The 24,949-nt window shown below is 66.0% G+C and carries 23 protein-coding genes, 1 other RNA gene and 1 riboswitch; of the genes, 17 read left to right on the top strand and 7 right to left on the bottom strand.

Going from position 1 to position 24,949, the window contains the following annotated elements; all coding sequences use genetic code 11:
• The first annotated feature begins 363 nt into the window (after window positions 1–363).
• The 5 genes from HNO81_RS02680 (at window position 364) to HNO81_RS20360 (ending at window position 6,644) form a co-directional block, all read left to right on the top strand.
• The gene (locus HNO81_RS02680) at window positions 364–4,161 is read left to right on the top strand and encodes a multifunctional oxoglutarate decarboxylase/oxoglutarate dehydrogenase thiamine pyrophosphate-binding subunit/dihydrolipoyllysine-residue succinyltransferase subunit (RefSeq protein WP_175316592.1); all 3,798 of its coding nucleotides are present in this window, start codon (window positions 364–366) and stop codon (window positions 4,159–4,161) included.
• Window positions 4,162–4,318: 157 nt separating this feature from the next.
• Window positions 4,319–4,918, top strand: coding sequence for a GDSL-type esterase/lipase family protein (locus HNO81_RS02675; protein ID WP_175316591.1), 600 nt, complete (start codon window positions 4,319–4,321; stop codon window positions 4,916–4,918).
• Window positions 4,919–5,004: 86 nt separating this feature from the next.
• Window positions 5,005–5,838 (top strand): DUF4097 family beta strand repeat-containing protein, encoded by an 834-nt coding sequence (locus HNO81_RS02670; RefSeq protein ID WP_175316590.1) that lies wholly within the window; start codon window positions 5,005–5,007, stop codon window positions 5,836–5,838.
• A complete protein-coding gene (locus tag HNO81_RS02665) occupies window positions 5,838–6,452 on the top strand; it encodes a PadR family transcriptional regulator (RefSeq protein WP_175316589.1) in 615 nt (204 codons plus the stop codon). Before HNO81_RS02670 ends, HNO81_RS02665 begins: the two co-directional genes overlap by 1 nt.
• A gap of 117 nt (window positions 6,453–6,569) precedes the next feature.
• Complete coding sequence (locus HNO81_RS20360) at window positions 6,570–6,644, top strand: 50S ribosomal protein bL37 (RefSeq protein ID WP_369299106.1); 75 nt, start codon at window positions 6,570–6,572, stop codon at window positions 6,642–6,644.
• 101 nt (window positions 6,645–6,745) lie between these two features.
• On the opposite strand, the gene rsrA is transcribed toward HNO81_RS20360, so the two are convergent.
• Together rsrA and HNO81_RS02655 are read right to left on the bottom strand one after the other, a co-directional pair.
• The gene (rsrA, locus tag HNO81_RS02660) at window positions 6,746–7,006 is read right to left on the bottom strand and encodes a mycothiol system anti-sigma-R factor (RefSeq protein WP_056334975.1); all 261 of its coding nucleotides are present in this window, start codon (window positions 7,004–7,006) and stop codon (window positions 6,746–6,748) included.
• On the bottom strand, window positions 7,003–7,857 hold the full coding sequence (locus tag HNO81_RS02655; protein WP_371818146.1) for a sigma-70 family RNA polymerase sigma factor: 855 nt from the start codon (window positions 7,855–7,857) through the stop codon (window positions 7,003–7,005). The genes rsrA and HNO81_RS02655 overlap by 4 nt, the downstream gene beginning before the upstream one ends.
• Window positions 7,858–8,051: 194 nt before the next feature.
• On the opposite strand from HNO81_RS02655, the gene HNO81_RS02650 reads away from it, so the two are divergent.
• The 12 genes from HNO81_RS02650 to HNO81_RS02595 all read left to right on the top strand — a co-directional run bounded on the left by HNO81_RS02650 (window position 8,052) and on the right by HNO81_RS02595 (window position 19,071).
• Window positions 8,052–8,600, top strand: coding sequence for a DoxX family protein (locus HNO81_RS02650; RefSeq protein ID WP_175316588.1), 549 nt, complete (start codon window positions 8,052–8,054; stop codon window positions 8,598–8,600).
• A 6-nt stretch (window positions 8,601–8,606) separates the two neighbouring features.
• Window positions 8,607–9,995: a 3-phosphoshikimate 1-carboxyvinyltransferase gene (gene aroA, locus HNO81_RS02645; protein WP_175316587.1), complete on the top strand. Its 1,389-nt coding sequence runs from the start codon at window positions 8,607–8,609 to the stop codon at window positions 9,993–9,995.
• Window positions 9,979–11,094: a ribosome small subunit-dependent GTPase A gene (locus HNO81_RS02640; protein ID WP_175316586.1), complete on the top strand. Its 1,116-nt coding sequence runs from the start codon at window positions 9,979–9,981 to the stop codon at window positions 11,092–11,094. Before aroA ends, HNO81_RS02640 begins: the two co-directional genes overlap by 17 nt.
• 44 nt (window positions 11,095–11,138) lie before the next feature.
• Window positions 11,139–11,951 carry a histidinol-phosphatase gene (gene hisN, locus HNO81_RS02635; RefSeq protein ID WP_175316585.1) on the top strand — a complete coding sequence of 271 codons (813 nt, stop codon included), beginning with the start codon at window positions 11,139–11,141 and terminating at the stop codon, window positions 11,949–11,951.
• Window positions 11,952–12,103: 152 nt separating this feature from the next.
• Window positions 12,104–12,217, top strand: a riboswitch (SAM riboswitch).
• Window positions 12,218–12,253: 36 nt separating this feature from the next.
• On the top strand, window positions 12,254–13,672 hold the full coding sequence (locus tag HNO81_RS02630) for an aminotransferase class V-fold PLP-dependent enzyme (protein ID WP_175316584.1): 1,419 nt from the start codon (window positions 12,254–12,256) through the stop codon (window positions 13,670–13,672).
• Window positions 13,673–13,758: 86 nt separating this feature from the next.
• The gene (locus HNO81_RS02625) at window positions 13,759–14,517 is read left to right on the top strand and encodes a class I SAM-dependent methyltransferase (RefSeq protein ID WP_175316583.1); all 759 of its coding nucleotides are present in this window, start codon (window positions 13,759–13,761) and stop codon (window positions 14,515–14,517) included.
• A 67-nt stretch (window positions 14,518–14,584) separates the two neighbouring features.
• Complete coding sequence (locus HNO81_RS02620) at window positions 14,585–15,295, top strand: metal-dependent transcriptional regulator (RefSeq protein ID WP_175316582.1); 711 nt, start codon at window positions 14,585–14,587, stop codon at window positions 15,293–15,295.
• Between the two features lie 48 nt (window positions 15,296–15,343).
• Complete coding sequence (locus tag HNO81_RS02615; protein ID WP_175316581.1) at window positions 15,344–15,721, top strand: hypothetical protein; 378 nt, start codon at window positions 15,344–15,346, stop codon at window positions 15,719–15,721.
• Window positions 15,722–15,846: 125 nt separating this feature from the next.
• Window positions 15,847–16,956, top strand: coding sequence for an acyltransferase (locus HNO81_RS02610; protein ID WP_175316580.1), 1,110 nt, complete (start codon window positions 15,847–15,849; stop codon window positions 16,954–16,956).
• 10 nt (window positions 16,957–16,966) lie between these two features.
• Window positions 16,967–17,431, top strand: coding sequence for a pyridoxamine 5'-phosphate oxidase family protein (locus tag HNO81_RS02605; protein WP_175316579.1), 465 nt, complete (start codon window positions 16,967–16,969; stop codon window positions 17,429–17,431).
• Between the two features lie 103 nt (window positions 17,432–17,534).
• Entirely contained in the window at window positions 17,535–18,005 is a 471-nt protein-coding gene (locus HNO81_RS02600; protein ID WP_175316578.1) for a pyridoxamine 5'-phosphate oxidase family protein, read from the top strand.
• A 46-nt stretch (window positions 18,006–18,051) separates the two neighbouring features.
• Entirely contained in the window at window positions 18,052–19,071 is a 1,020-nt protein-coding gene (locus HNO81_RS02595) for a zinc-dependent alcohol dehydrogenase family protein (protein WP_175316577.1), read from the top strand.
• A gap of 54 nt (window positions 19,072–19,125) precedes the next feature.
• Here HNO81_RS02595 and HNO81_RS02590 read toward each other — a convergent pair whose 3' ends face one another.
• From HNO81_RS02590 to smpB, 5 genes are all read right to left on the bottom strand, one after another.
• Window positions 19,126–20,151, bottom strand: coding sequence for an ATP-dependent 6-phosphofructokinase (locus HNO81_RS02590; protein WP_175316576.1), 1,026 nt, complete (start codon window positions 20,149–20,151; stop codon window positions 19,126–19,128).
• Window positions 20,148–23,327, bottom strand: coding sequence for an HAD-IA family hydrolase (locus HNO81_RS02585; protein WP_175316575.1), 3,180 nt, complete (start codon window positions 23,325–23,327; stop codon window positions 20,148–20,150). The genes HNO81_RS02590 and HNO81_RS02585 overlap by 4 nt, the downstream gene beginning before the upstream one ends.
• A 57-nt stretch (window positions 23,328–23,384) precedes the next feature.
• Entirely contained in the window at window positions 23,385–23,849 is a 465-nt protein-coding gene (locus HNO81_RS02580) for a pyridoxamine 5'-phosphate oxidase family protein (protein ID WP_175316574.1), read from the bottom strand.
• Between the two features lie 147 nt (window positions 23,850–23,996).
• Window positions 23,997–24,365, bottom strand: a transfer-messenger RNA (tmRNA) gene (gene ssrA, locus HNO81_RS02575).
• Between the two features lie 73 nt (window positions 24,366–24,438).
• Window positions 24,439–24,912 carry an SsrA-binding protein SmpB gene (gene smpB / locus HNO81_RS02570; RefSeq protein WP_138132248.1) on the bottom strand — a complete coding sequence of 158 codons (474 nt, stop codon included), beginning with the start codon at window positions 24,910–24,912 and terminating at the stop codon, window positions 24,439–24,441.
• Window positions 24,913–24,949 lie beyond the last annotated feature (37 nt).

Raw genomic sequence — 24,949 nt, 5'->3', positions numbered from 1 at the left:
GGACTGCGCGGCGCTCGTGGAGCTCCGCTGACAGCGCCCAGGCCGGCACCTAGATTTACTGTCCATAAGAATTTCAGTCTACAGGAGCAGGCCCTGCCGCCCCGCTGGCGGGAAGGCGGGAAGCGCACGTCCTGCCTGGCCACGACCACCGGCTGGCGAGGCCTTCGGGGCGTCCCCGCCAATGCCATATTCGGACCTTTGTCCGTCACTTCATGATTTGGGTCACCCTTATTGGCAGTTAACACGGGATGCTCACTAGACTTGCAAAGGTCCGGGTTCAGCGGACAGAGACTGGTTCGAACGTAGTGCTGAAGCACCGGGGGGCCAAAGAGAAATCAAACTCATGGAAGAGGCGTATTTCAAGTGCCAGAGCAGCCAAGCCACCGTCTACCAGAGGAATTTGGCGGAAACGAGTGGCTCGTTGACGAACTGTACGAGCAGTACCAGCAGGACAAGAACGCCGTGGATGCCAAGTGGTGGCCCCTGTTCGAATCCTTCGACTCGGGCAACGGTTCTTCTTCCAATGGAAATTCCGCGCATGTCGCCAATCCCCCCACCCGGGAACTCCCGGTCGTAAAGCAGGCCCCCGCAGCATCGGCACCGTCGCCGGCTGCTGCGCCCGCCGCCGCACCGGCCCCCGCAGCACCCGCAGCCCCCGCACCCGTCAAGAAGGCCCCGGCCACGGAAGCCCGCGACGGCGGCAAGAAGACTGAGGCAGGCACCGGCTCGCAGCCCATCCCGGCGCAGCTGCCCAAGAACGTCAAGGCTCCTACCGCCCCCGAAGAGGACGTCGTCTCCGTCCTCCGCGGACCGGCAAAGGCCATCGCCACCAACATGGTCACCAGCCTCCAGGTGCCCACCGCCACCAGTGTCCGCGCCATTCCGGCCAAGCTGCTCATCGACAACCGTGTGGTCATCAATTCCAACCTGGCCCGCGCACGCGGCGGCAAGGTCTCCTTCACCCACCTCATCGGCTACGCCGTGATCCGCGCGCTGTCCCAGTTCCCCTCCATGAACGTGTACTACGACGAAGTGGACGGCAAGCCCGTCGCCGTCCAGCCTGCGCACGTCAACTTCGGCATCGCCATCGACATGCCCAAGCCCGACGGCACCCGCCTGCTCATGGTCCCGAACATCAAGAAGGCAGAGACCCTCAACTTTGCCGAGTTCTGGCACACCTACGAGGACCTGATCAAGCGGGCCCGCAACGGCAAGCTCACGGCCGAGGACCACCAGGGCACCACCGTGTCCCTGACCAACCCCGGCGGCATCGGCACTGTGCACTCTGTCCCGCGCCTCTCCAAGGGCCAGGCCGCCATCATCGGCGTCGGCGCCCTTGACTACCCCGCAGAATTCCAGGGCGCCAGCGAAAAGATCATTGCCCAGAACGCCATCAGCAAGGTCCTCACCCTGACCTCGACCTACGACCACCGCGTCATCCAGGGCGCAGGCAGCGGCGAGTTCCTCAAGCTGGTCCACCAGCTGCTGCTGGGCGGACAGAACTTCTACGATGAGATCTTCGAAGCGCTGCGCATCCCGTACGAGCCCGTCCGCTGGAGCCCCGACCTGCAGGTTGACCCGGCAGACGAGATCAACAAGGTCGCCCGGATCCAGCAGCTGATCCACTCCTTCCGCGTGCGCGGCCACCTCATGGCGGACACCGACCCGCTGGAATACGTGCAGCGGAAGCACCCGGACCTGGACGTGCTCACCTACGGCCTGACCCTCTGGGACCTGGACCGCGAATGGCCCACGGGCGGCTTCGGCGGCAAGCCGATGCTGAAGTTCCGCGACATCCTCGGTGTCCTGCGCGACGCCTACTGCCGCACCACCGGCATTGAGTACATGCACATCCAGGAACCTGCCGAGCGCAAGTGGTTCCAGGACCAGCTGGAACACCCGTACTCCAAGCCCAGCCGCGAGGAGCAGCTGCGCATCGTCTCCAAGCTGAACGCCGCAGAGGCTTTCGAGACGTTCCTGCAGACCAAGTTCGTGGGCCAGAAGCGCTTCTCGCTGGAAGGCGGCGAGTCCCTCATCCCGCTGCTGGACGCCATCATGTCCGATGCCGCCGACGACGGCCTGGACGAGGTAGCCATCGGCATGGCCCACCGTGGCCGGTTGAACGTACTGACCAACATCGCCGGCAAGACGTACGCCCAGGTGTTCCGCGAGTTCGAAGGCACCCAGGATCCGCGCTCCGTCCAGGGCTCCGGTGACGTCAAGTACCACCTGGGCACCGAAGGCACCTTCACGTCGGACAACGGCAAGGAGACCAAGGTCTACCTCGCCGCCAACCCGTCGCACCTCGAAGCCGTGGACTCCGTCCTGGAAGGCATTGTCCGGGCCAAGCAGGACCGGCTGGACCAGGGCGAATCCTTCCCGGTCCTGCCCATCATGGTGCACGGTGACGCCGCCTTCGCCGGCCAGGGCGTTGTGGCTGAAACCCTCAACCTGTCCCAGCTCCGCGGTTACCGCACGGGCGGAACCATCCACATCGTGGTCAACAACCAGGTGGGCTTCACCACCGCCCCGTCTTCATCGCGGTCCTCCACGTACTCCACGGACGTCGCCAAGATGATCCAGGCGCCCGTCTTCCACGTGAACGGCGACGACCCCGAGGCTGTTGTCCGCATTGGCCAGCTCGCCTACGAGTTCCGCCAGCGCTTCCACAAGGACGTTGTCATCGACATGGTGTGCTACCGCCGCCGGGGCCACAACGAGGGCGATGACCCCTCGATGACCCAGCCGCTGATGTACAACCTCATCGAAGCCAAGCGCTCAGTCCGGAAGCTCTACACCGAGTCACTCATCGGCCGCGGCGACATCACCGAGGAAGAAGCCGAGCAGCTGCTCCGCGACTACCAGGAACGGCTGGAGCGGGTCTTCGCCGAGACCCACGCCGCCCAGACCTCGCCGATTCCGATCGTGACCGCGGACTCCGCTGCCGTCTCAGACATCGAACGGCCCATGGCCCAGCAGTCGGACTCCAGTGTCAACGCCCCGGCCTCTACAGCCATCAGCGCCGACACCCTGGCCCGGATCGGCAAGGCCCACGTCGAGATCCCCGACGGCTTCACGGTCCACCCGAAGCTCAAGCAGCTCCTCGAGAAGCGCGAACAGATGTCCCGCGAGGGCGGCATCGACTGGGGTTTCGGCGAGATCGCGGCCTTCGGCTCGCTGATCATGGAAGGCGTCCCCGTGCGCCTGGCCGGCCAGGACTCCCGCCGCGGCACGTTCGTACAGCGCCACGCCGTCTTCCACGACCGCGCCAACGGCAAGGAATGGCTGCCCCTGGGCAATCTTTCCGATGACCAGGCCAAGCTGTGGATCTACGATTCCCTGCTGTCTGAATACGCCGCCATGGGCTTTGAGTACGGCTACTCGGTGGAGCGCCCGGACGCGCTGGTCCTGTGGGAAGCCCAGTTCGGTGACTTCGTCAATGGTGCACAGACCATCATCGACGAGTTCATCTCGTCCGCGGAGCAGAAGTGGGGCCAGCGCTCTTCGCTGGTCCTCATGCTGCCGCACGGCTACGAGGGACAGGGCCCGGACCACTCCTCCGCGAGGATCGAGCGCTTCCTGCAGCTGTGTGCAGAGGACAACATGATCGTGGCCAACCCCACCACGGCAGCTTCGCACTTCCACCTGCTGCGCCGCCAGGCGTACAGCCGCCCGCGCAAGCCGCTGATTATCTTCACCCCCAAGCAGCTCCTGCGCCTCAAGGCTGCCGCGTCGTCCGTCGAGGACTTCACCAACGGCACGTTCCGCCCCGTCATCGGTGACCACGAGCAGCTGCCGGCCACCGCCGTCGAACGCGTTCTCCTCGTTTCCGGCCGCCTGTACTACGATCTCCTGTCCACCCGGCAGAAGACCGGGGACAAGACCACGGCGATCGTCCGCGTGGAGCAGCTCTACCCGCTGCCTCAGGCCGAGATCCAGGCGGAACTGGACAAGTACCCCAACGCCGAAGTGGTGTGGGCCCAGGACGAGCCTGCAAACCAGGGCCCGTGGCCGTTCATGGGGCTGCACCTGCCGGAGAGCTTGGACCGCCGGGTCCGCCTGGTGTCCCGGCCGGCATCCGCCTCCACGGCGGCCGGTTCCATGAAGCGGCACGCTGCCGAGCAGGATGTCCTCCTGAAGCAGGCATTTGCACGGAAGTAAGCAATAAGGCTGCCCGGCCGGAGTCGAAATACCAGACTCCGGCCGGGCAGTTCTGTTTAATGGACTGACAGCGCCTCCCTGGACCGCCGCATATGCGGGGGGCAAGCATGGCAGCGGCCGTATCGAAGCAAACCCGTACCAAAGTAAAGAGGAACGCGTGGAAGACAGGAAGCTGCGGATCGCGGCTGTAGGAGACGAACTGCTGGCTGGGCTGGGTGACCCCCGGGCCCTTGGCTGGCTGGGCCGCGTCCTGGCCCGCACTCCCCAGGACGGAATGCTGCTGGAAAGCTACGCCCTCCCCTGCCCGCAGGAAGGTACGGAAGGCCTCGCTGCGCGCTGGCTGGATGAAGCCGGCCGGCGCTTCAGCGCCCAGGCAGAGAACCGTCTGGTCATCGGCCTCTCGGGGCGCGACGTCGAGTTTGGCCTGTCCACTGCACGGAGCCGGCTGAACCTGGCCAACATCCTGGACTCGGCATCACAGAACCGGATCGAAGTATTTGTCGTCGGTCCGCCCCCCACGCTCGACCCCGCCCAAAACCGCCGGCTGGACGAGTTGAACACCGCGTTTGCGGATGTCACCACCCGCAGGAAGCACCTGTACGTCGACACATTCTCGCCCTTGCTGAACCATGAACAGTGGCGCCAGGACCTGGCCGCCAACGGAGGGACACCCGGCCAGGCGGGGTACGGCCTCATGGCCTGGCTCGTGCTGCACCGCGGCTGGTTCCAGTGGCTGCGCCTGGACGCACCCCAGTAGCCTCTTCTCGCGATATATCTTGACCTCCCCACCAGGCGGCGATACGTTGAAGGCATAACGCGATATATCGTCTTCTGGAGGGGACCATGACCGGGGAAAACTGGACTGTTGCCGGCCCGCAAACCATCGACGTCGACGCCGTGTCTTCCGTCAAGCTGGGCATGGTCAGGGGCAGGTTCGAGATTGTGGGGTACGACGGGCCCACGGTACGGCTGGAGTTTTCCGAGGTGCACGGCGACCCGGTGGCAGTGTCCCTGAACGACGGGAGGCTGGAAGTCCGGCACCAGCTGCACGGTGCACAAGGCTGGTTCAAGAACCTCATGGAAACCGTTAACCACAACAGTGACAACTTCGCCGTCATCACCGTGGCGGTTCCTCCCGGGGTGGACGTGGAGGCAGGAACGGCCAGCGGGGAAGGAACCGTTTCCGGCATTTCGGCACACCTGCGCCTGAACACCGTGTCCGGCTCCATTGCGGCAGAAAATACTTCAGGCGAACTCCAGCTGAATACGGTCAGCGGCGCCGTGGCCGTCAGGAACCACCAAGGCGTTCTCACCGCCAAGTCCATCTCCGGCGAAATCAACGCTTCGGGCCGCTTCAGCCACGTCCGCACCAACACCGTCAGCGGCCACCTCAGCTTCGACCTCCTCGATTACACCCAGGATTTTGGTTCCAATTCCGTCTCCGGGGACCTCGCCATCACCCTGCCGGCTGACGTGGGCGTGGACCTTGTGGCCAAGTCCGCCGGCGGCGCCGTGATCCTGGACGGCCGGCAGGTGATCCTGGCCAACGGCACCGTGGAGACCATCTCAGGACCTGACGGGCAGCTGATGCTCGTCAGGACCAACTCGGTGTCCGGCAAGACGTCCATTTCCCACGCATCCGCAAACGTCGACCCCCACGGGGAAGCCGGCCGCTGATGGCCCCCGTCTTCGCACATGGTGCGTTGCGCCTCTATCTGCTCTTCCTTCTCGAGAGCGGCCCCAAGCACGGCTACGAGCTGATCAAGGCGCTCAAGGACCGGTTTGGCGGTACCTATTCACCCAGTGCCGGAACCGTCTACCCCCGCCTGGGGAAGCTGGAAGAGGATGGCCTGGTGGCTACCGAACCGGCGGGACGGCGCACCAACTACCGGATTACGGCAGCCGGCATTGCCGAGCTGGACCGGCGCCGGGAGGACCTCGCCGGAATAGAAAACGACATCGCGGCATCAGTGCAGCGGCTTTCCGGAGCCCTGAGGCAGGACATCCGCAAGAGCGTCCGCGAGCTTCGCACCGACCTCGCGGCAGCCGCAGAGGCCGCCCGTACAGCTGCGTTGTCCGCGGCGGCCCAGCCAGGGGCAGTCCGGCCGGCTGCGCGCAGGGGCCAGCTGCTCCGGGAAGCTGAACTGCTGCTGCAGGATTTCCGCGACGAACTCCGTGCAGACCTGCGGCGCCAGGCCCTGCACCACCCCATTAGTCCCCTGACAGTGGCCACCGTGAGGTCGGCCCTGGACCAGGCCCGCGCGGACATCCGCGAAACACTGCAGCCCTAGCACCACTCCCCGCGGCACCAACGCGGGTCATCGGCCGTTTCCCGGTTCGCGGGCCGCCAGATCATGTGGGAGACTGGAGGGCAGCTCTTTTGAGTACCAACAGTTAGGAGGCCAGCTATGAGCAAGCGTGCACGCAAGCGTCGTGACCGTAAGCGTGGCGGCGCGAACCACGGGAAGCGCCCCAACACCTAGGCAAATGCCAGGGACTACGGTTCAAGCAAAGGACCCCGCAAGCCAATCGGCTTACGGGGTCCTTTGCTGTCTGCGGCCTTTCGGGCAATCGCGTCCGGTGGCTAAGCCTCCACGGGGCGGATGGCATGGATCCGGTCCAGGATGGCGTTCTTGAGGTTGTCCGGCGCGGACTCGGTGCACGAGCGCTTGACCATGTTGCGGATGACGCATTCAAGGTCGTACTGTTCCGTGCACTCGGGGCAGTCATCAAGGTGGTTCTTGATTTCGGTAATATCCTCGCGGGTCAGTGCCCCGTCAAGGTACTCGTAGATGCGTTGCATCCGGGTATCGTCGCAGTCGCCCAATCCCTGGCAGTCGCTCATTTCCTGTTCTCCTGTGCTTTGCTTCCTGCCGCATCCGACGCATCCGCGGCTGTCTTGAATCCCCGCTCGGCGGCATATTCCGCGAGCATGTCCCGCAGCATTCGCCGGCCGCGGTGGAGCCGGGACATCACGGTGCCGATGGGCGTGTTCATGATGTCCGATATTTCCTTGTAGGCGAACCCCTCCACGTCAGCGAAGTAGACCGCCAGCCGGAACTCCTCAGGAATATCCTGGAGCGCGCGCTTGACGTCCGAATCCGGCAGGTGGTCCAGGGCTTCCGCCTCCGCAGAGCGAAGCCCGCTTGATGTGTGCGATTCAGCCCGCGCCAGCTGCCAGTCCTCGATACTGTCCGAGTTGGACTGCAGCGGCTCCCGCTGCCGCTTGCGGTACAGGTTGATGTACGTGTTGGTCAGGATCCGGTACAGCCAGGCCTTGAGGTTCGTGCCGGGCTTGTACTGATGGAAAGCGGAAAAAGCCTTGGTATAGGCCTCCTGTACCAGGTCTTCCGCGTCTGACGGGTTCCGGGCCATGCGCATCGCCGCTGAGTACAGCTGGTCGACGTACTGCATGGCGTCACGCTCAAAGCGCAGACGGCGTTGCTCCGTGCTCTCTGCGGCAACGTCCAGGGCGCTGTCTTCCGCGTCCGCTGCAACTGCCGGAGAACCGGTTCCTGCCTGCCCGGCGGACAGCGGCTTGGTGCCGGCCCTGCCGTTCGCTTCGCCGGGGGAAGCTTCATACATGGCCGCGACGGCCGGATCCAGGGTGTTCATTGCCTTCAAGTCTACTGTCCGGCGTGCCGCCAAGGGCGTGCCGTACTGGGGCGGCTCGGCGGCCAGCTTGTCCACTGCCACCGGCCCAGTCTGTCTGGTCCCGTCCAACACCTTCCGCAAGGCTTAACTCCGCTCTGTATCGGGTGGATGATCGCCGGGCCCACGTCGCGGACCCAGTCAACATAACCGCCTCCCGCGGGCAAATATTCCCCAAAAGTGCAAGACTAGGACCGACTCCGCCGCTCGGCGCGGCTCGTCCATCCAGGAGGAAATCCATGTCGTTTGTCCGCACGCTCGCCAGGCCAATGCTCGCTTCCAGTTTCGTTTTTGCCGGACTGGATAAGCTCAAGAACTCCGACGACACGGCACAGCAGCTTTCACCCCTGCTCCGCAAGGCTGCGGCCTCACTTCCCTTCCAGACGAGCGAGAAGACCCTGGCCCGCGTCATCGGCGGAACACAGGTTGGCGCCGGCGTCCTGTTTGGCCTTGGCAAGTTCTCCCGCCTTTCCGCCGGGCTGCTGACCGTGGTTTCCCTCCTGAATACCTTCGTCGAATGGCGCAGTGCTGACATCAGCAGTAAGGAAGGGCGCGAAAACCGCCGCAACCAGCTGCTCAAGAACCTCTCCCTGAGTGGCGGCGCCCTGCTTGCCTCCGTGGACACGGCAGGCAGGCCCGGGCTGGCCTGGCGCGCCGAGCACCTGGCTGCCGACGCGCGGCGCAACGCCTCGCACCTGGCTGCCGATGCCCGCCGGACCACCACCAAGAAGCTGAACAAGGCGGACAAGGCCGTGCGCCGCGCCGTCGAACACGCTGCGGGAGCCTAAGCAGGAATGACCGCAGCAGCTGCCACCCGGGACGCCTCCGGAACACCCGTCCAGCACTGGGCCGCACCTTTCGCGTCCCGGCCCGTCAACGCCACCGTGACGGTGCCGGGATCGAAGTCCCTGACCAACAGGTACCTGGTCCTCGCGGCCCTCGCTGACGGCCCGTCACGGCTCCGGGCGCCCCTGCATTCCAGGGACTCCGCCCTCATGGTCGAGGCGCTCAGGCAGCTCGGCGCCACGGTCACCGAAGTTCCGGGGGACGGTGACTTCGGTCCTGACCTGGAGGTTGTTCCGATTCCCGCGTCAGCCGCACCATCCACCACCAGGATCGACTGCGGGCTGGCCGGCACCGTCATGCGGTTCGTCCCGCCGCTTGCCGCGCTCCGCCGCGGCGCCAGCGTGTTCGACGGCGATCCGCATGCCCGGAAGCGTCCCATGGGAACCATCATCGAGGCCCTCAAGGCCCTGGGTGTGGCCGTGTCCGCCGAAGACGGCAGCGCTCCGTCGTCGCTCCCGTTCGTCGTGGAAGGGACCGGCGCAGTCCGGGGCGGCCACCTGGTGATCGATGCCAGCGCCTCATCACAGTTCGTCTCCGCCCTCCTCCTGGTAGGAGCAAGGTTCGACGACGGCCTGCACCTTGAGCACGTCGGGAAACCGGTCCCAAGCCTGGACCACATCAACATGACGGTCGCTGTCCTCCGCGGCGCCGGCGTGTCCGTGGACGACTCCGTCCCCAACCACTGGGTGGTGGCGCCGGGGCCCATCCGCGCCTTCGACCAACGGATCGAACAGGACCTCTCCAACGCGGGCCCCTTCCTGGCTGCGGCCCTGGCCTCGCAAGGCACGGTCCGGATCCCCAACTGGCCCACGCAGACCCAGCAGGTGGGCGACCTCTGGCGGGGCATCCTGGCCAGGATGGGTGCCACCGTCACCCTCACTGACGGTGTCCTGACCGTCACCGGCGGCCCGGAGATCAAGGGCGGCGACTTTGCTGACACCAGCGAACTCGCCCCCACCGTTGCGGCCCTGTGCGCCCTGGCCTCGGGCCCGTCCCGGCTCAGTGGAATTGCCCACCTTCGCGGACACGAGACGGACCGGCTGGCGGCTTTGGTCGCGGAAATCAACCGGCTCGGCGGCGACGCCGAGGAAACCAGCGACGGCCTGGTGATCCGGCCGGCCCCGCTGCACGCAGGGGTTGTCCACAGCTACGCCGACCACCGCATGGCCACCGCCGGGGCGATACTGGGCCTTGCAGTCCAGGGCATCCAGGTGGAGGACATCGCCACCACCGCCAAGACCATGCCCGACTTTCCGCAGCTCTGGGCAGGCATGCTGGCCCAGAACGCCGCCGTGGCACCGGTGCCTGAAGGGCGCGGCAGTGGCGCGCAGCACTGACTCCTGGGACGAGTCCGACGTCCGGATCCGGCCCAGCAAGAAAGGCTCCCGGCCCCGCACCAAGGACCGGCCCAGCCACGATGACGCCGTGACCGGGCGGATCATCACGGTGGACCGCGGCCGGTACACGGCAGTGGTGGGCGAGGACTCGGACAATGAGCGCGTTGTCATCGCTGCCCGTGCCCGCGAACTCCGCCGCTCGCCCGTGGTTGCCGGCGACTTCGTCTCGCTGGTGGGGGACGTGTCCGGGGCACCGGACACGCTGGCCCGTCTGGTGAAGATCCAGGACCGCCACACCCTCCTGCGCCGCAGCGCCGACGACACCGACCCCGTCGAGCGGGCCGTGGTGGCCAACGCCGACCAGCTGGTCATCGTCGTGGCCGCCGCCAACCCGGAGCCCCGGACCGGATTCATCGACCGCGCCCTGGTGGCCGCCTACGACGCCGGAATCGAGCCGATCCTGTTGGTGACCAAGGCGGACGTCAAGGACCCCGCGGAGTTGCTGTCCAACTACACCCACCTGGACTTTCCGGTCATCATCAGCCGCACCGCGGACGCGCAGGCCTCCGGGATTGACGCGAGATCCGACGACGGCCTCTCGGCCCGGCTGGACAGTGCGGCCGTGGCAGCCCTCCGCGGCCACCTCGACGGCAAGGTCACCGTGATGCTGGGGCACTCCGGCGTCGGCAAGTCCACCATGGTCAACGCCCTGACCGGCGCCGAGCGGGCAACGGGCGGCGTCAACGCGGTGACGGGGCGTGGCCGCCATACGTCGTCGTCGGCCCTGGCCCTGCGCCTGGCGGATGCGCCGGCCGGCAGCTGGATCATCGACACCCCCGGTATCCGGTCCTTCGGGCTGGCCCACGTGGACCCGGACCGGATCCTGCGTTCCTTCCCTGACCTCTCCCCCGGCATCGAAAACTGTGAACGCGGCTGCAAGCACACGGCAACCGCGGTGGACTGCGGCCTCGATAACTGGGTGGACGGCGGACACGCGGGCCCCACCGGCCCGGCGCGCCTGGCTTCGCTGCGGCGGCTGCTCGGCGCTGACCCGCGCATGGAAGCACAGGAAACCAAGGAGCTCGGCAGCGTCAACTGACGCGTTCTCCCGGCAGAAACGTCTTCAGACGGTAGTTTGTAACCATGATCCAACCCGCTTCCAGCTACAACGATGACCTGCGCCTGGCCCATGTCCTGGCCGACTCCGTGGATGACCAGACCATGAGCCGCTTCAAGGCCCAGGACCTCCACGTTGAGACCAAGCCGGACCTGACGCCCGTCACCGACGCCGACAAGGCAGCCGAGGAGGCCATCCGCGGCCAGCTTTCCCGTTCCCGGCCCCGCGACGCCGTCCTGGGCGAGGAATTTGGCAGCACCGGCCACGGTTCGCGTCGCTGGATCATCGATCCCATTGACGGGACCAAGAACTTCGTCCGCGGCGTTCCGGTCTGGGCCACCCTTATTGCCCTCGTGGATGAAGGCGAACCCGTGGTGGGCGTGGTCAGCGCCCCGGCGCTCGGCAAGCGCTGGTGGGCCGCAAAAGGCATGGGCGCATACATGGGCAGGTCCCTGGCGGCGGCCACCCGGCTCCGCGTCTCCAACGTGTCCAGCCTCTCCGACGCCTCCCTCTCCTACTCAAGCCTGACCGGCTGGAAGGAACGCGGAAACCTTGATGAGTTCCTTGGCCTGACCGAGGACGTCTGGCGGACCCGGGCGTACGGCGACTTTTGGTCCTACTGCATGGTGGCGGAGGGCTCCGTGGACATCGCCTGCGAACCCGAACTGAACCTCTATGACATGGCTGCCCTGGTGCCGATCGTGGTGGAGGCCGGCGGCCGGTTCACGTCCCTGGAGGGTGAGGACGGCCCGTTCGGAGGAAACGCGCTGGCCACCAATTCGATCCTGCATTCAGAGGTGCTGCACCGCCTCAACCCTTACCTGGACGACTTGCTCTAACAAGCACGGTTTTCCCACTTAGACGAATATTGCGACGCCGGACACCTCCACTGAGGGGTGTCCGGCGTCGTTTATTCGGGCGGGCGTAACAAAGTCCTTAACAATTGCCGCAGCTTTAATCCTGGCCGCCCCATGTCCTACGCTTTTAGGCAGGTCACGAGTGCCAGCGCAAAACCCCGGTTTGCTGGCCGGCAACCCTCCATTCGCGGCGGGGTGCCCCGGGTGACGACCAGGCCGGTCCGGAGTGGATACGGCAAGCGCGGATTCCCTGTGCCGGAGTCCTGTAGTCAAGTGAGGTCTCTGTGACAACTGCCACCGTCTCCCCCAACCCCGCCACCGTCGAATCCGGGACCGCCGGCGAACGCCAGGCCGTTGCGGGCCGCCCCCTCGCCGCCGTTACCGGCGCCGAAATCCAGGCGCCGTTGATTTCCGGCGGCCACGTCCGGTACGCCAACCTTGACTATGGCGCGTCCGCTCCGGCGCTCTCCGTGGTTTCTGCCTACCTCAACGAGATCCTGCCCTACTACGCGAGCGTCCACCGCGGGGCCGGGTACGCCTCCCAAATCAGCACCTCCGTGTACGAGAATGCGCGCAGCATCGTCAGGGACTTCGTGGGCGGCCGCGCGGATGATTCGGTCATCTTCACGCGCAACACCACCGATTCGCTGAACCTCCTGGCCGGCTGCCTGCCAACCACCGGGGGCCGTCACGATGGCGAGGTCCTCTACCTGGACATCGAACACCATGCCAACCTTCTGCCGTGGCAGGGCGTCCCGCACCGCAGCATCGTTGCCGCGGACACGGTGGCGGGCACCCTTGACGCCGTCCGGGCCGAACTGGAACAGGGCGGGGTCAGCCTGCTGGCGGTCACCGGTGCCTCAAACGTCACCGGTGAGATTCTTCCCATCCGGCAGCTGGCCGAACTGGCGCACCGGCACGGTGCCCGGATCGTGGTTGATGCGGCCCAGCTCGCGCCGCACCGCCGGGTGGACATCAGCGCTGACAGCGTCGACTACCTCGCCTTTTCGGGCCACAAGCTGTACGCTCCGTTTGGCGCGGGCGTCCTGGTGGGACGCCCCGACTGGCTGGACGCGGGCGTCCCGCACCTGGCCGGCGGCGGTGCCGTCAAGGAAGCACGGCTCGACGGCGTCAGCTGGGCCACCGGCCCGGCCCGCCACGAGGGAGGCTCACCCAACGTCCTGGGAGCTGCCACCCTGGCCCGGGCCACCCAGGTCATCGCCGGACTCGACCAGGACCGGTGGCACGCCCACGAATCCGCCATCCGTTCCTTCCTGGTGGAAGGCCTGCAGGAAATCGAAGGTGTCACCGTCCACCAGATCTTCAAGGACACCAACCCGGAAACGGACACCATCGGTGTGGTCAACTTCTCGGTAGAGGGCTACGACGCGGGGCTGGTGGCCGCCTACCTTTCCGCAGAACATGGCGTTGGCCTGCGCGACGGACGTTTCTGCGCCCACCCCCTGCTGAAACGCCTGGGCCTGCCGTCAGGCTCCCTGCGGGCAAGTTTCGGCGTAGGCTCCCGGCTGGAGGACGCTGAACGCCTCCTCACCGGCATCCGCACCCTGCGGCGCAATGGACTGGGCTGGGACTACGTGGTGGACGCGGGCCGGTGGGTTCCCGCCAACGACTTCCGCACCTACCCGCACTGGGCACCCAACACCCCGGGCACGGCAGGAGCCGCCCCCTGCATTGACGACTGAGCCGGCCTAACGGCGGCTGCCGGCTGAGGCCGGGCATGCGGTAAATTCGAGGAAGATCCGCAGGCAGCACCAGAAGGAGGCCACGCGTGGTTCGGGGTGGCCCCAGGCTTGATCACAGCCGGCGCAAGGAGCTTGGGCAGAGCTTCCAGGACGGCGGACGGCACTACCAGCGGGTCCGTCCCGGCTACCCGGTGGAATCCGCACGGTGGCTAATACCCGCCGGCGCCCAGGATGCCCTGGACGTCGGCGCGGGTACCGGAAAGTTCACCGCCCTGCTCCTGGCGATGGGACTGGAGGTCACCGCCGTCGACCCCTCCGCAGACATGCTCGCCCAGTTGCACGCCCACTGCCCTGCCGCCACGGCCGTCCCGGGGACTGCGGAGGCGACAGGCCTTCCCGACGCCACCTTCGACGTCGTCACCGTAGCCCAGGCCTGGCACTGGTGCGACCCCCTCACGGCAAGCACCGAGCTGGCGCGCGTCCTGCGCCCGCAGGGAACACTCGGCCTGGTCTGGAACCAGCTGGACACTTCAGTCCCATGGGTGCACCGGCTCTCGCGGATCATGCACGCCGGCGACGTGTACCGGCCGGGCCATAAACCGGTTGTTGGACCCGAATTCCAGGGGCTCGAAGGGCACGTGACGCACTGGCAGGACAGCGTGACCACGGAGGATCTGATGGACCTCACCAAGTCGCGGAGCTACTATTTGCGGGCCGGGGAATCGACGCGGGCCAAAGTCCTGGCCAACCTGGACTGGTACCTGCACGAACACCTGGGCCATGCCCCCGGCCAGGAACTGGGCCTTCCCTACCTCACCCTGGCCTGGCGGGCCACCAAAGCGTGACGCACGGGGTCCGCGGCGGGGCGGCCGCGCATGCTGCTCCGGCGGCCGAACCGGTAGGCTTGGACAGGTGAAGACCAGCGCGCCCTCCTCCTCGATCGAGGACTACGTCAAGGTCATCTATTCCTTCACCGAATGGCAGGACAAGCCCATCACCTCATCCCAGCTGGCCCAGCGGCTGGGGGTGGCGAACTCTTCGGTGTCCGAAATGGTACGCAAGCTCAAGGACCAAGGCCTGGTGGACCACAAGCCCTACAGTGCCGTCACACTGACCGGGGAAGGCCTGCGACTGGCGCTGGCAATGGTCCGGCGCCACCGGCTCATCGAGACCTACCTCGTCCAGCGGCTCGGCTACAGCTGGGATGAGGTGCACGATGAGGCGGAACAGCTGGAACACGCCGTTTCCGATACCTTCATCGAACGGGTGGCCGCCAAACTGGGGAACCCGGCACGGGACCCGCACGGTGATCCCATCCCCACAGCGGACGGCCAGGTGCTGATGCCCCGGGCCCACCTCCTTGCGGGCCTGGACCAGGGGCACAGCGGCAAAATCACCCGGATCAGCGATGACAATCCTGAACTCTTGCGGTACCTCGCCGCGCAGGACATCGACCTCGATGCCGGTGTGGAGGTCCTGGGCAGGCGGCCGTTTGGCGGTGCCCTGATGGTCCGCATCGATGGGCCCGGCGGCACCCGCGATTACGACCTCGCCGATGAAATCGCCTCAGCGTTGTGGGTCTCCAGCGACACCCCTCACCCAGGCTGCATCCTGGACAGCTAGCCCAGTCACCCGCTGCCGATTTGGCCGCCTCCCGTATGGTGGAAGGTGATGATCAGCAGACGCGACGCAGCAATTACCCTGGATGTTCCCCTTGAGATGGCCCAGCGCCATGGCCTGCCCAAATGGATGTCCGAGGCCGAACTCCGCGGCATCATGGATAATCCCCCGCCCTGGCTGGTGCAGTCGCGGGCCAACCGGACCGGCAAGCGGCCCGTCTGGGTGCACCTGGTGTGCGCGGTCTGCGGGTACGAGGAAGCGGCCCGGCCCAAAAAATGGTGGCCCGACTTCACCTACGTGGTGTGCGGACACCACGCCCCGTCCGACGTTCCCGTCGCCCGCCCGGGCTTTGTCCGGAGTGAGTACGACGGTGTGGGGACGCGTTTCGTAGGCATCGCTGACGTGGAAGCGCCCCCGGTCAGCCCGTAGACGTTCAGCCATACCCCCTTCCGGCCCGCCCGTCAGGATAGGGGCACTTGGGGGGGGTACCCCCTACCCCCTCAATATTCCATCAAGTCGAGGAATGGGGCGGGCGGCGCTGTTAGCTTTGGAAAATGTCACGGGGGAATAACAAAACAGCCATCACTGGGCCGGCAGCAAAGGCCCGCATCGAATGGATTGATGCGGCCAGGGGCCTCTGCGTCGTCGCGGTGGTGCTTTTCCATGTGGGGCTTTGGCACTTCCTCCGTTTCGAACATGATGCCAGTGCAGCGTTCACTTTTTGGGGCATGGTGGCAACAGCGCTCGGATCGGTCCGCATGCCGCTGCTGCTCGCCGTCTCCGGTATTCTCGCCGCGTCCAAGGTCCGCGGCGGGTTCGGCACTGGCAAAGCATGGAGCTCCAGCCTGAGCAACTACTACCTGTACGCGGTGTGGCTGCTGATCTATGCCCTGCTCAGCATCGTCCTGGCGGGTTCGCCACGGCCCCAGCGGGTTGGCTCCGTGGGCGACTTCTTCCTGCAGCTCGTTGCTCCGGACACACCGCTCTGGTTCATCTACGCCCTCGCCGTCTACGTTCCGCTGCTGACCCTCTGCAGGAAGCTGCCGGCGTCGGTGGTGCTGGCTGCGCTGGCTGCCGTGAGCATCGGCACCGCAATGTTCATGGACAGTACTGCCGGCCAGTGGGGCAAAGTGCCTGAACTTGCGGTGTTCTTTGCCGCGGGTGTGTACGGAAAAGCCGTCTTCATGCGCATCGCCGGCGACCGACGGCTGGTCTACCTCGCTGTGGCGCTCCCCGCCTTCGCTGCCCTGATGGCGCTGCCGGAAATCCACCCGGGCCTCGACCAGGCCGTCTTCATCCTCCAGGGACTGGCAGCTGCAACCGCGCTTGTGGCGCTCATCAGCGCCCTGACGAGGTACCGGCCCATTGCGGTGGCGGGCTCGTGGGTAGGGCGGCGCACGCTTGGCATCTACCTTCTGCACACTCCGATCATGGACTTCCTGGTCCTGGCCTTCCATGGGCCTCTCGCCCCCCTTGGGCCGGCCATTTCCACGTCGTTGCCGGTCGCGCTGATCTATCCGCTCGCCTTGACCGCAGCGGTCATCGCAGCCTGCGTGGGGGTTGAGTCCCTCTTCAGGCGGTGCGGATTGACGTTCCTGTTCCAGCGTCCAGGTTCCGTCCCTGCCCCGGCGCCTGCCCGTGCGCGGCTGCTGTCAAGGCTCTAGGATCGGAAGCATGACAGATTCCGCTGCCGGGCCTCGAACTGAACTGTTGAATGCCGACGAATGCTGGCGCTATCTTCGGTCCTCCTACATCGGCCGGCTGGCAGTCATCAACGGCGATGTTCCCGAGATCTTTCCGGTCAACTTCTCGGTCGCCGGGGAGACACTGATGTTCCGGACGGCGCCGGGTACCAAGCTCCGGGCTCTGCTCAGCGGCGCGGTCGCGGCGCTGGAGGTGGACGGGCTCAACCCCTATGCCACGGAGGTGTGGAGCGTGGTGGCCAAAGGCAGGCCGGAACCGTTCGATGACAAACGGATGGTCCTTCCTGAAAGCGATGCCGACCGGGAACCGTGGGAGCCGGGGATCAAGGACCATTTGGTGGCCCTCACCCCCACGGACATCACCGGGCGCCGGTTTGCCGTCAGGTCACGTTCGCGCTGGTGGCCGCCGGTCGATTTCTCCGCGGACTGGCTTTAGGTAAGGGCCGTTCAGGCCGCCGCCCTCTCCACCCCCTGCCTGCATCCGCCGCCGGGCCTTTGTGCCCTTTTCCGGCGCAGGAGAGTTGCCTACGCTGTGCCCTATGACTGACAACACGAACATACCTGTCCCGGAAATCCTCGACCCGGAAGAGTGCTGGATGCTCCTTGGCCAAACCGGGGTGGGGCGGCTGGCCGTCATCGCAGATGGCCACCCCGACGTCTTTCCCGTCAACTACAAGGTGGACGGCCAAACACTGGTCTTCCGCACCGGCCCCGGGACCAAACAGCAGGCCATCCAGTCGGACGCCATCGTGGCGCTGGAAGCAGATGCCGTCAGCGCAGAATTCGGCCTTGCCTGGAGCGTCGTGGTCAAGGGCAAAGCTGCCGAAACGGTGCCAACAGGGCCTGCCCTGGATGACATCCGGCGCGCCTTGTTTCCGTGGCAGGGCGTGGGGCAGGAGCACTTCATCCGGATAACTCCCGAATCGGTCACCGGACGGCGTTTCACCATGAGCGCTCCCCTTCTGTGGCAGTCCCCACTGGACGACGCAACCCGGGCCGGCTTCGAATAGGCGGAGCCCGGAAGCAAGGGATCACCCGGCTCCCGCAGGAGGTACGGTGCGTGCATGGTGGGTCGGCCAACCCGGACCCATTTCCGAACGCCCACTGGTGCAGGGTCACCGGGCAACACCACGGCCGACGGCCGGTGAACTCCTGGTGCAGGTGAGCGTTTGCGGCGTCTGCCGCACCGACCTCCATCTCGCTGAGGGCGACCTCCCACCGCGGCACCCGCAGGTGGTTCCCGGCCACGAGGCGGTCGGCGTCGTCATTGAAACGGGGCCGGACTGCACCCGGTTCAGCGTCGGCGACAGGGTGGGCGTGGCGTGGCTGGGCGGAGTCTGCGGCAGCTGTGACTACTGCCGTCGAGGCGACGAAAACCTGTGCGTGTCCCCGGTGTTCACCGGATGGGACCGGGATGGCGGCTATGCCGAAGAGATGACCGTTGCGGAAGACTTTGCCTACCCGGTCCCTTCGGTCTTCACCGACGAGCAGGCCGCGCCGCTGCTGTGTTCGGGCATCATCGGCTACCGGGCACTGAAGCGCTCCGCCCTGCCGCCGGGTGGGCGCCTGGGCATTTACGGTTTCGGCAGCTCCGCCCACATCACCGCCCAGCTTGCACTCAAACAGGGCGCCTCCGTCTTCGTCATGACGCGTTCAGAGAACGCCCGGGCGCTCTCCCTGGAGCTGGGAGCAGAGTACGCCGGAGACGCCTACGACAACCCACCGGTACTGCTCGATTCTGCCATCCTCTTTGCCCCGGCAGGCGGCCTGGTTCCGGTCGCCCTGCGCGCCCTGGACAGGGGCGGGACCCTGGCCATCGCGGGGATCCACCTGAGCAGCATTCCAGCCCTGGATTACGGCAGGGAGCTCTTCAACGAACGCCAGGTGCGCAGCGTGACAGCCAATACGCGGGCCGACGGCCGTGAGTTCCTGGCCCTCGCTGCCCGGCTCTCCCTGGAACTCACCACCACGGCGTACCCATTTGAGGCAGCTGACAAAGCATTGGAGGACCTGGCGGCGGACAGGGTTACCGGCTCAGCCGTCCTGCGGGTGCGGCCGGATCGGACGGCAGGGTAGGCCCTGGCCGGTCCGGTGCTCCGGGTCCTCGGTGCTCCGGGTCAGTGGGACGGGCTAACCGAACAGAACGGCTGCCTCCTGGTAGCGGGCCTCCGGGACCACCTTGAGTGCCCCCAGCGCTTCCTCCAGGCCAACGTTGACAATATCGGTGCCGCGGAGGGAGACCATGGTGCCCCATCTGCCTGCCGCTGCGGACTCCACAGCAGCGAGGCCCAGCCGCGTGGCAAGGACACGGTCGAAGGCTGTCGGCTCGCCCCCGCGCTGGATGTGGCCCAGCACGGTGGCCCGGGTCTCGATGCCGGTCCTCATCTGCAATTCCCCCTCCAGCAGCAGGCCAATGCCTCCCAGGCGCGGTCGTCCAAAGGTATCCAGGCCGCGGGGGGCGTAGGGAGCCGGGTGGCCTTCCGGAGCGAAGGCCTCGGCCACTACCACCAGGGGTGCCCTTCCGCGGTCACGGGCCGAGACCACCCAGGAGCAGACCTGGTCCAGCGAGACCGGGTGTTCAGGCATCAGGATGGCATGCGCGCCGGACGCCATCCCGGCATGCAACGCTATCCAGCCCGCGTTGCGGCCCATGACCTCGGCCACCATGCAGCGGTGGTGGGATTCACCAGTGGTCCGGAGGCGGTCGATGGCCTCGGTGGCAGTCTGGACAGCGGTGTCAAAGCCAAACGTATAGTCCGTGGCGCCAAGGTCATTGTCGATGGTCTTGGGCACTCCCACCACATTGATGCCCAGTCCGCAGAGTTCACGGGCCGCGGCCAGGGTGCCCTCTCCCCCTATGGCGATCAGGCCGTCGAGCCCGTTGCGCTGGAAGCAGGCGCGGACGCCGTCGATCCCGTCCCCTGCCAGTGGATTGGTCCTGGACGTGCCAAGGATGGTTCCGCCCAGGCGAGAAATCCCCCGCACACGCGTCCGGGGCAGGGGCACCATGTCCTGCTCGAGGACACCGCGCCACCCATCCCGGAAACCCAGGAATTCGTACCCGTGCGCAACGTCCCCGCCCAGCACGGCGCCCCGAATGACCGCGTTCACACCCGGGCAGTCACCGCCGCTGGTAAGGATCCCCAATTTCTTCACGACGCCGCCGCCTTCGTATCCCGCGCGGGCAAGGGGAACTGCCGGGTCTGGCCCGGCGGAAGGACCACATCGGCACCGGACACACGCACGGTGATTGGGCCTGCATCGCCGGGAGCGGAAGCAATGCTCATATGCCCGTCCTTGAGATGGACCCGGAGGCGGTGGCCCCGGTACAGGACTTCAAAAGCTACGGCGCGCAGCCCGGTGGGCATGTTGGGTGCGAACAGGATGGTGTCCCCGCTGAAACGCAGCCCCGCAAAGCTGCGCTGCACCACGTCGATGGTTCCTGCCATCGCGCCCAAATGGATGCCCGTGCGGGTGGTGCCGTGCTGGGTGTCGTCGAGGTCGGCGTCGAGCGCTTCCCGGAAGCTGTCCCACGCCCGGTCCGCGTCCAGGCCCGCCAGCACCGATGCGTGCGCAACGCGGCTTAGCGTGGAGCCGTGGGCCGTCCGTTCCAGGTAGTACTCGATGGTCCGGTTCAGTTGGTCCTGGGTAAAGCCATAGTGCAGCCGTTGCAGGATGGTGATGAGCCCTTCATGTCCCAGGAGGTACGGGAGCATCAGGACATCCGCCTGCTTGGCCAGTTTGTAGCCGTTGGTCGCGTCGTCTTCCGCTTCCAGGATCAGGTCCAGGCGTTCAATGTCGCCGTACCGGTCCCGGTAATGTTCCCAGTCGAGTTCCTTCAAGTCCCCGTACCCTTCGAACTGGCTGATGAGGCCGTCCTCATGGAAGGGGACGTACATCGAAGTTCCCATGTGCAGCCATCCTGACGTTTCCTCGTCGGTGACGCCCAGTCGTTCCATGAGCCCGGCGCGCTCGCTGCCGTGCAGGAAGGACATGATGCCTGCCGCCTGCGAACAGACCCACGCCGCCATGACATTCGTGTAAGCATTGTCGTCCAAACCGGGTTTGCCGTTGCCGGGATAGCCGGTGTGGTACTCGTCCGGTCCCACGACGCCCCTTACGTGGTACCTGCCTGCCTGCTCGTCGTATACCGCCAGGGAGCGGAAGAACCGGGCAACCTCAATGATCAGCTCAGCGCCTTTGTGAAGGAGCCAGATTTTGTTTCCTGTGGCCTGGAAGTACTGCCAGGCGTTGAAGGCAACAGCCAGCCCGGAGTGGACCTGCAGGTGCGAGTGGTCCCGGACCCACCTGCCGGACCTGTCGTTATACAGCCACTTTGGGGTTTCTTCGGTTCCGTCGCTTCCGCTTTGCCAGGGGAACTTTGCGCCCGCAAGCCCCGCCATTGCTGCCGCGTGCCGGGCAGCGGGCAGCCGGCGCCAACGGTAGTCGATCACCGAACGGGCAATATCAGGCGTCCTTGAGGTGAGGACCGGGAGGACAAACAGCTCATCCCAGAAGACGTGGCCCCGGTAGCCCTCGCCGTGGAGGCCCCGGGCAGTGACGCCGGCATCCAGTTCGGCCGTATGGTGGGTCAAGGTCTGCAGGAGATGGAAAATGTGCAGGTTCAGGACCAGGCGGACCTGTACCGGTGCATCAATCTCCACCAGGAACGGGCGCAGCTCGCGCCGCCAGGCTTCCCCGTGTGCGGCCAGCAACGCCTGAAAGTCGCCCCCGGAACGCTCAAGCACCGCACGGGCGCCCGTTTCCGGCGATGCGATGGCAGCGTCGCGGGAGGTCACCACCGCCACTGTCTTGGTGATGCTGACGGCCGCGCCGGCCTGCACGGACAGCCGCAGCGTCCGGAAGTGGCAGGCACCGTTCCTGCCCGGCAATACTCCCTCCGCCGCAGTGGATACCAGGGTGCGGACGGCTGCCGCAATACGGATGAGGCTATGGGTGGTTTCCACTTCGACGACCGCCGGCACATCCAGGTCCCGATCCGGATCCTCCGGTGCCGTCCTGTCGGCCAGGTGGACATCGGACCCCTGCGCGGGTTCGGGCAGGTTGGCATTGCGGACGCCGGCGTTGATGCCGCTGCGGACCTCAACCTCTCCGCTCCAGCCACGCGGGGTGATAACCGTTTGCAGGGCCAGCAGGTGGGGTTCGGCCATGGACACGAAGCGGGTCTGCACCACCTCCAAGCGACGCCGGCCGGGACCTTCCAGTAACAGCCTTCGCTCCAGCACCGCCCTCCTGAGGTCCAGGACCCTCCGCTCGCGCACTACCGTCATTCCGCCTTCCGACCACCACTGCTGGCCGGAAATGCGCAGATCGAGGGGGAGGCAATCGGGCGCGTTGACCATGTGTTCTTCCAAAAGCGTCTCATCGGCGGACTTGGCCCTGACCCGGTTGTAGACACCGGCAAGGTACATCCCCGCGTAGCTGGACGGCCCACCCTCCGGCGCCGCCCCGCGGACACCCAGGTAGCCGTTTCCCAGTGTGGTGAGGGCTTCCCGGTGCCCTTCGTGGGCGGCGTCGAATCCTTCAAAGACGAGGTGCCAGGCATTGCCGATGACCTGGCCCAGGTCCAGCTCGCCCACGTCATTGAGCACTGTGCCGGCGCCCGCGGCTTCGAGCTGCCTGCGGTTGCCGGTGCGGTCGATCCCCACGACGAGGCCAAAACCGCCCCGCCGCCCGGCCTCAACGCCTGCGGCCGAGTCCTCGATTACCACCGTGTGCGACGGCGGGACTCCCAGCTTTGCCGCTGCTGCCAAAAAAGCGTCAGGAGCCGGCTTTCCCTTGAGTCCACGGCCTGCCGCGTCCGCCCCGTCGAGGACCACGGTGAAGAAGCCACGGATGCCCGCTGCGTCCAGAACCGCTGCCGCGTTCCGGCTTGCGGTGACCACGGCCGTTGGCACGCCCGCGTCTGAGAGGCTTTGCAGCAGTTGGAGCGTTCCAGGATAGCTTTGGGCGCCGTCCTGCCGGAGGTGTTCAAGGAACAGGCCGTTCTTCCACCGGCCCAGGCCAAATCCCGTCCACGCTCCCGCTTCGTCCGTCTCCTGTCCCTTCCCGATTTCCACTCCCCTGCTGGCAAGGAACCGCACCACCCCCTCCTCGCGCGGCATGCCATCGACGAAGGTGAGGTAGTCGGTCCTGCTGAACGGAGCGCGGTTCGTGCCGGGCGGAATCCTGGGGTCCCGAAGGATGCGGTCGAAGGCGTCCTTCCATGCGGCCTGATGGACCAGCGCCGTGTTGGTGACCACGCCGTCCAGGTCGAAGATGACGGCGTCGAACGGAGGTTTGGCAGCGGCTGCGGTGGGGGACGCGGTCATAGGTCAGTGGTACCAGCAAGGAAGCGTCCAGCAAAGGGTCCATTGGCCCGCAGGTGGCTAGGCAGTGTTCTTCCCCGCAGGCGCAGCCACGTGATTCCACCACGTCAGGGGCGAGGTGATGGTGAAGCGCCTTCCGCTGATGGACGTGGGAACGATGCGGACGAAGTGGTCCTTTTCGCCGGCCTGCCAGGGGAACAACGTAAGGCCCGCACCGGCAAGGAGTTCGTCCGAAGGGTCCAGGACCAAGGCTTTGCCTTTGACCAGCACGCTCCACGCCTGCGTGTCGTCGTGGCCATCAGCTTCAAGCGCGACGGCGAATGGTCCCCCGGCTGCCCTGAGCTTGGTCCCCTCCCCGGTACGGAAGAGGACGGACCGTTGATCCACTTTGTAGTTGACCGGAAAGACTTCCGGATAGCCGTCCACCAGTACGGCCAGATGACCGACGGATACGCCGCGCATCAGGTCCCAGCACGTTTCGGCATCCAGGACTTCAGTAGGCAGCTGCGCCGGGTCGTTGTGCATACCCACGAAAGTAGCGCCGGGCCGGAAAGGCGGTCTAGAGCCTTTAGGCCCGGACGTTGGTTGGTGGGGGCAAAGAAAAACACCCCGGCCAAAGGCCGGGGTGTTAACCAAGTGGGCCGGGCATCCTGTTGGATGCCCGGCCCACGGGGGTGGAGATGGGGGGAATTGAACCCCCGTCCGATGTCGTGTTGTCAGGGCTTCTCCGGGCGCAGTTTGCGTCGGATTTTCTCGGCCCCAGCCATGCCGCAAACAGCTGGCTGATCCGGGCCCAGTCACCTAAAAGTCCCGTTTACTCCGGTGACGGGAGCAAACAGCAGTGGCTATCTAAATGACGCCAGGATCCGGGGCGATAGCAACCCCGGGCTGACGGACTGTCTTACTGCTTAGGCAGCGAGAGCGAAGTCAGTGCGCTTAGATTCGGCACTTATTGGTTTGCAGAAAGCGTTTACGAGATAATTCTGCATCCTCGGCCCGCTTCACCTGTCGCGACTAACACCGTCGAAACCGATCATCCCCGTATTTTGTTACCAAACCGGCTGGCAAGCCTGCCGGACTATCCATACTAACGCACGCCCCGCCGAAATAATTCCTAGCGGCGCCGGTTGCGTTCGCGCATCTCACGCTGGGCTTCACGGTTGTCCTGCTGTTCGCGCAGCGTCTGCCGTTTGTCGTACTCCCGCTTACCGCGGGCCACGGCGATTTCCACCTTGGCCTTGCCGTCCACAAAGTAGAGCTGGAGCGGCACGATCGTGTATCCGGCTTCCTGGACCTTGCGGGAGATCTTGATGAGTTCCTCGCGGTGCAGCAGCAGCTTGCGGCGGCGGCGTGCAGCGTGGTTGGTCCAGCTGCCCTGGTTGTACTCGGGAATGTGGATGGCTTCCATCCACAACTCGTCGTTGTAGAACGTGCAGAATCCGTCCACCATCGAGGCATGGCCCTCGCGCAGCGACTTGACCTCGGTGCCCATCAGGGCGATGCCGGCCTCGTAAGTGTCCAGCACGTGATAGTCGTGCCGGGCCTTGCGGTTGGTGGCCACTACCTTCCGGCCACTTTCTTTAGGCACGGGAGAACTCCTCGTTTCGGGTTGGGTGACTCCGGAC

Origin of the sequence: Pseudarthrobacter sp. C4D7 (assembly GCF_013359725.1) — a bacterium.
In the GTDB taxonomy this organism is placed as follows: domain Bacteria; phylum Actinomycetota; class Actinomycetes; order Actinomycetales; family Micrococcaceae; genus Arthrobacter.
This window is presented reverse-complemented; position numbering and strand designations above follow the sequence as displayed.

What these genes read in the sequence shown, in the direction of transcription:
- HNO81_RS02670 (WP_175316590.1), top strand. Translation starts at nt 5,005, where the DNA reads ATGACCGGGGAAAACTGGACTGTTGCCGGCCCGCAAACCATCGACGTC.
- HNO81_RS02665 (WP_175316589.1), top strand. Translation starts at nt 5,838, where the DNA reads ATGGCCCCCGTCTTCGCACATGGTGCGTTGCGCCTCTATCTGCTCTTC.
- rsrA (WP_056334975.1), bottom strand. Translation starts at nt 7,006, where the DNA reads ATGAGCGACTGCCAGGGATTGGGCGACTGCGACGATACCCGGATGCAA.
- HNO81_RS02650 (WP_175316588.1), top strand. Translation starts at nt 8,052, where the DNA reads ATGTCGTTTGTCCGCACGCTCGCCAGGCCAATGCTCGCTTCCAGTTTC.
- aroA (WP_175316587.1), top strand. Translation starts at nt 8,607, where the DNA reads ATGACCGCAGCAGCTGCCACCCGGGACGCCTCCGGAACACCCGTCCAG.
- hisN (WP_175316585.1), top strand. Translation starts at nt 11,139, where the DNA reads ATGATCCAACCCGCTTCCAGCTACAACGATGACCTGCGCCTGGCCCAT.
- HNO81_RS02615 (WP_175316581.1), top strand. Translation starts at nt 15,344, where the DNA reads ATGATCAGCAGACGCGACGCAGCAATTACCCTGGATGTTCCCCTTGAG.
- HNO81_RS02610 (WP_175316580.1), top strand. Translation starts at nt 15,847, where the DNA reads ATGTCACGGGGGAATAACAAAACAGCCATCACTGGGCCGGCAGCAAAG.
- HNO81_RS02605 (WP_175316579.1), top strand. Translation starts at nt 16,967, where the DNA reads ATGACAGATTCCGCTGCCGGGCCTCGAACTGAACTGTTGAATGCCGAC.
- HNO81_RS02600 (WP_175316578.1), top strand. Translation starts at nt 17,535, where the DNA reads ATGACTGACAACACGAACATACCTGTCCCGGAAATCCTCGACCCGGAA.
- HNO81_RS02585 (WP_175316575.1), bottom strand. Translation starts at nt 23,327, where the DNA reads ATGACCGCGTCCCCCACCGCAGCCGCTGCCAAACCTCCGTTCGACGCC.
- HNO81_RS02580 (WP_175316574.1), bottom strand. Translation starts at nt 23,849, where the DNA reads ATGCACAACGACCCGGCGCAGCTGCCTACTGAAGTCCTGGATGCCGAA.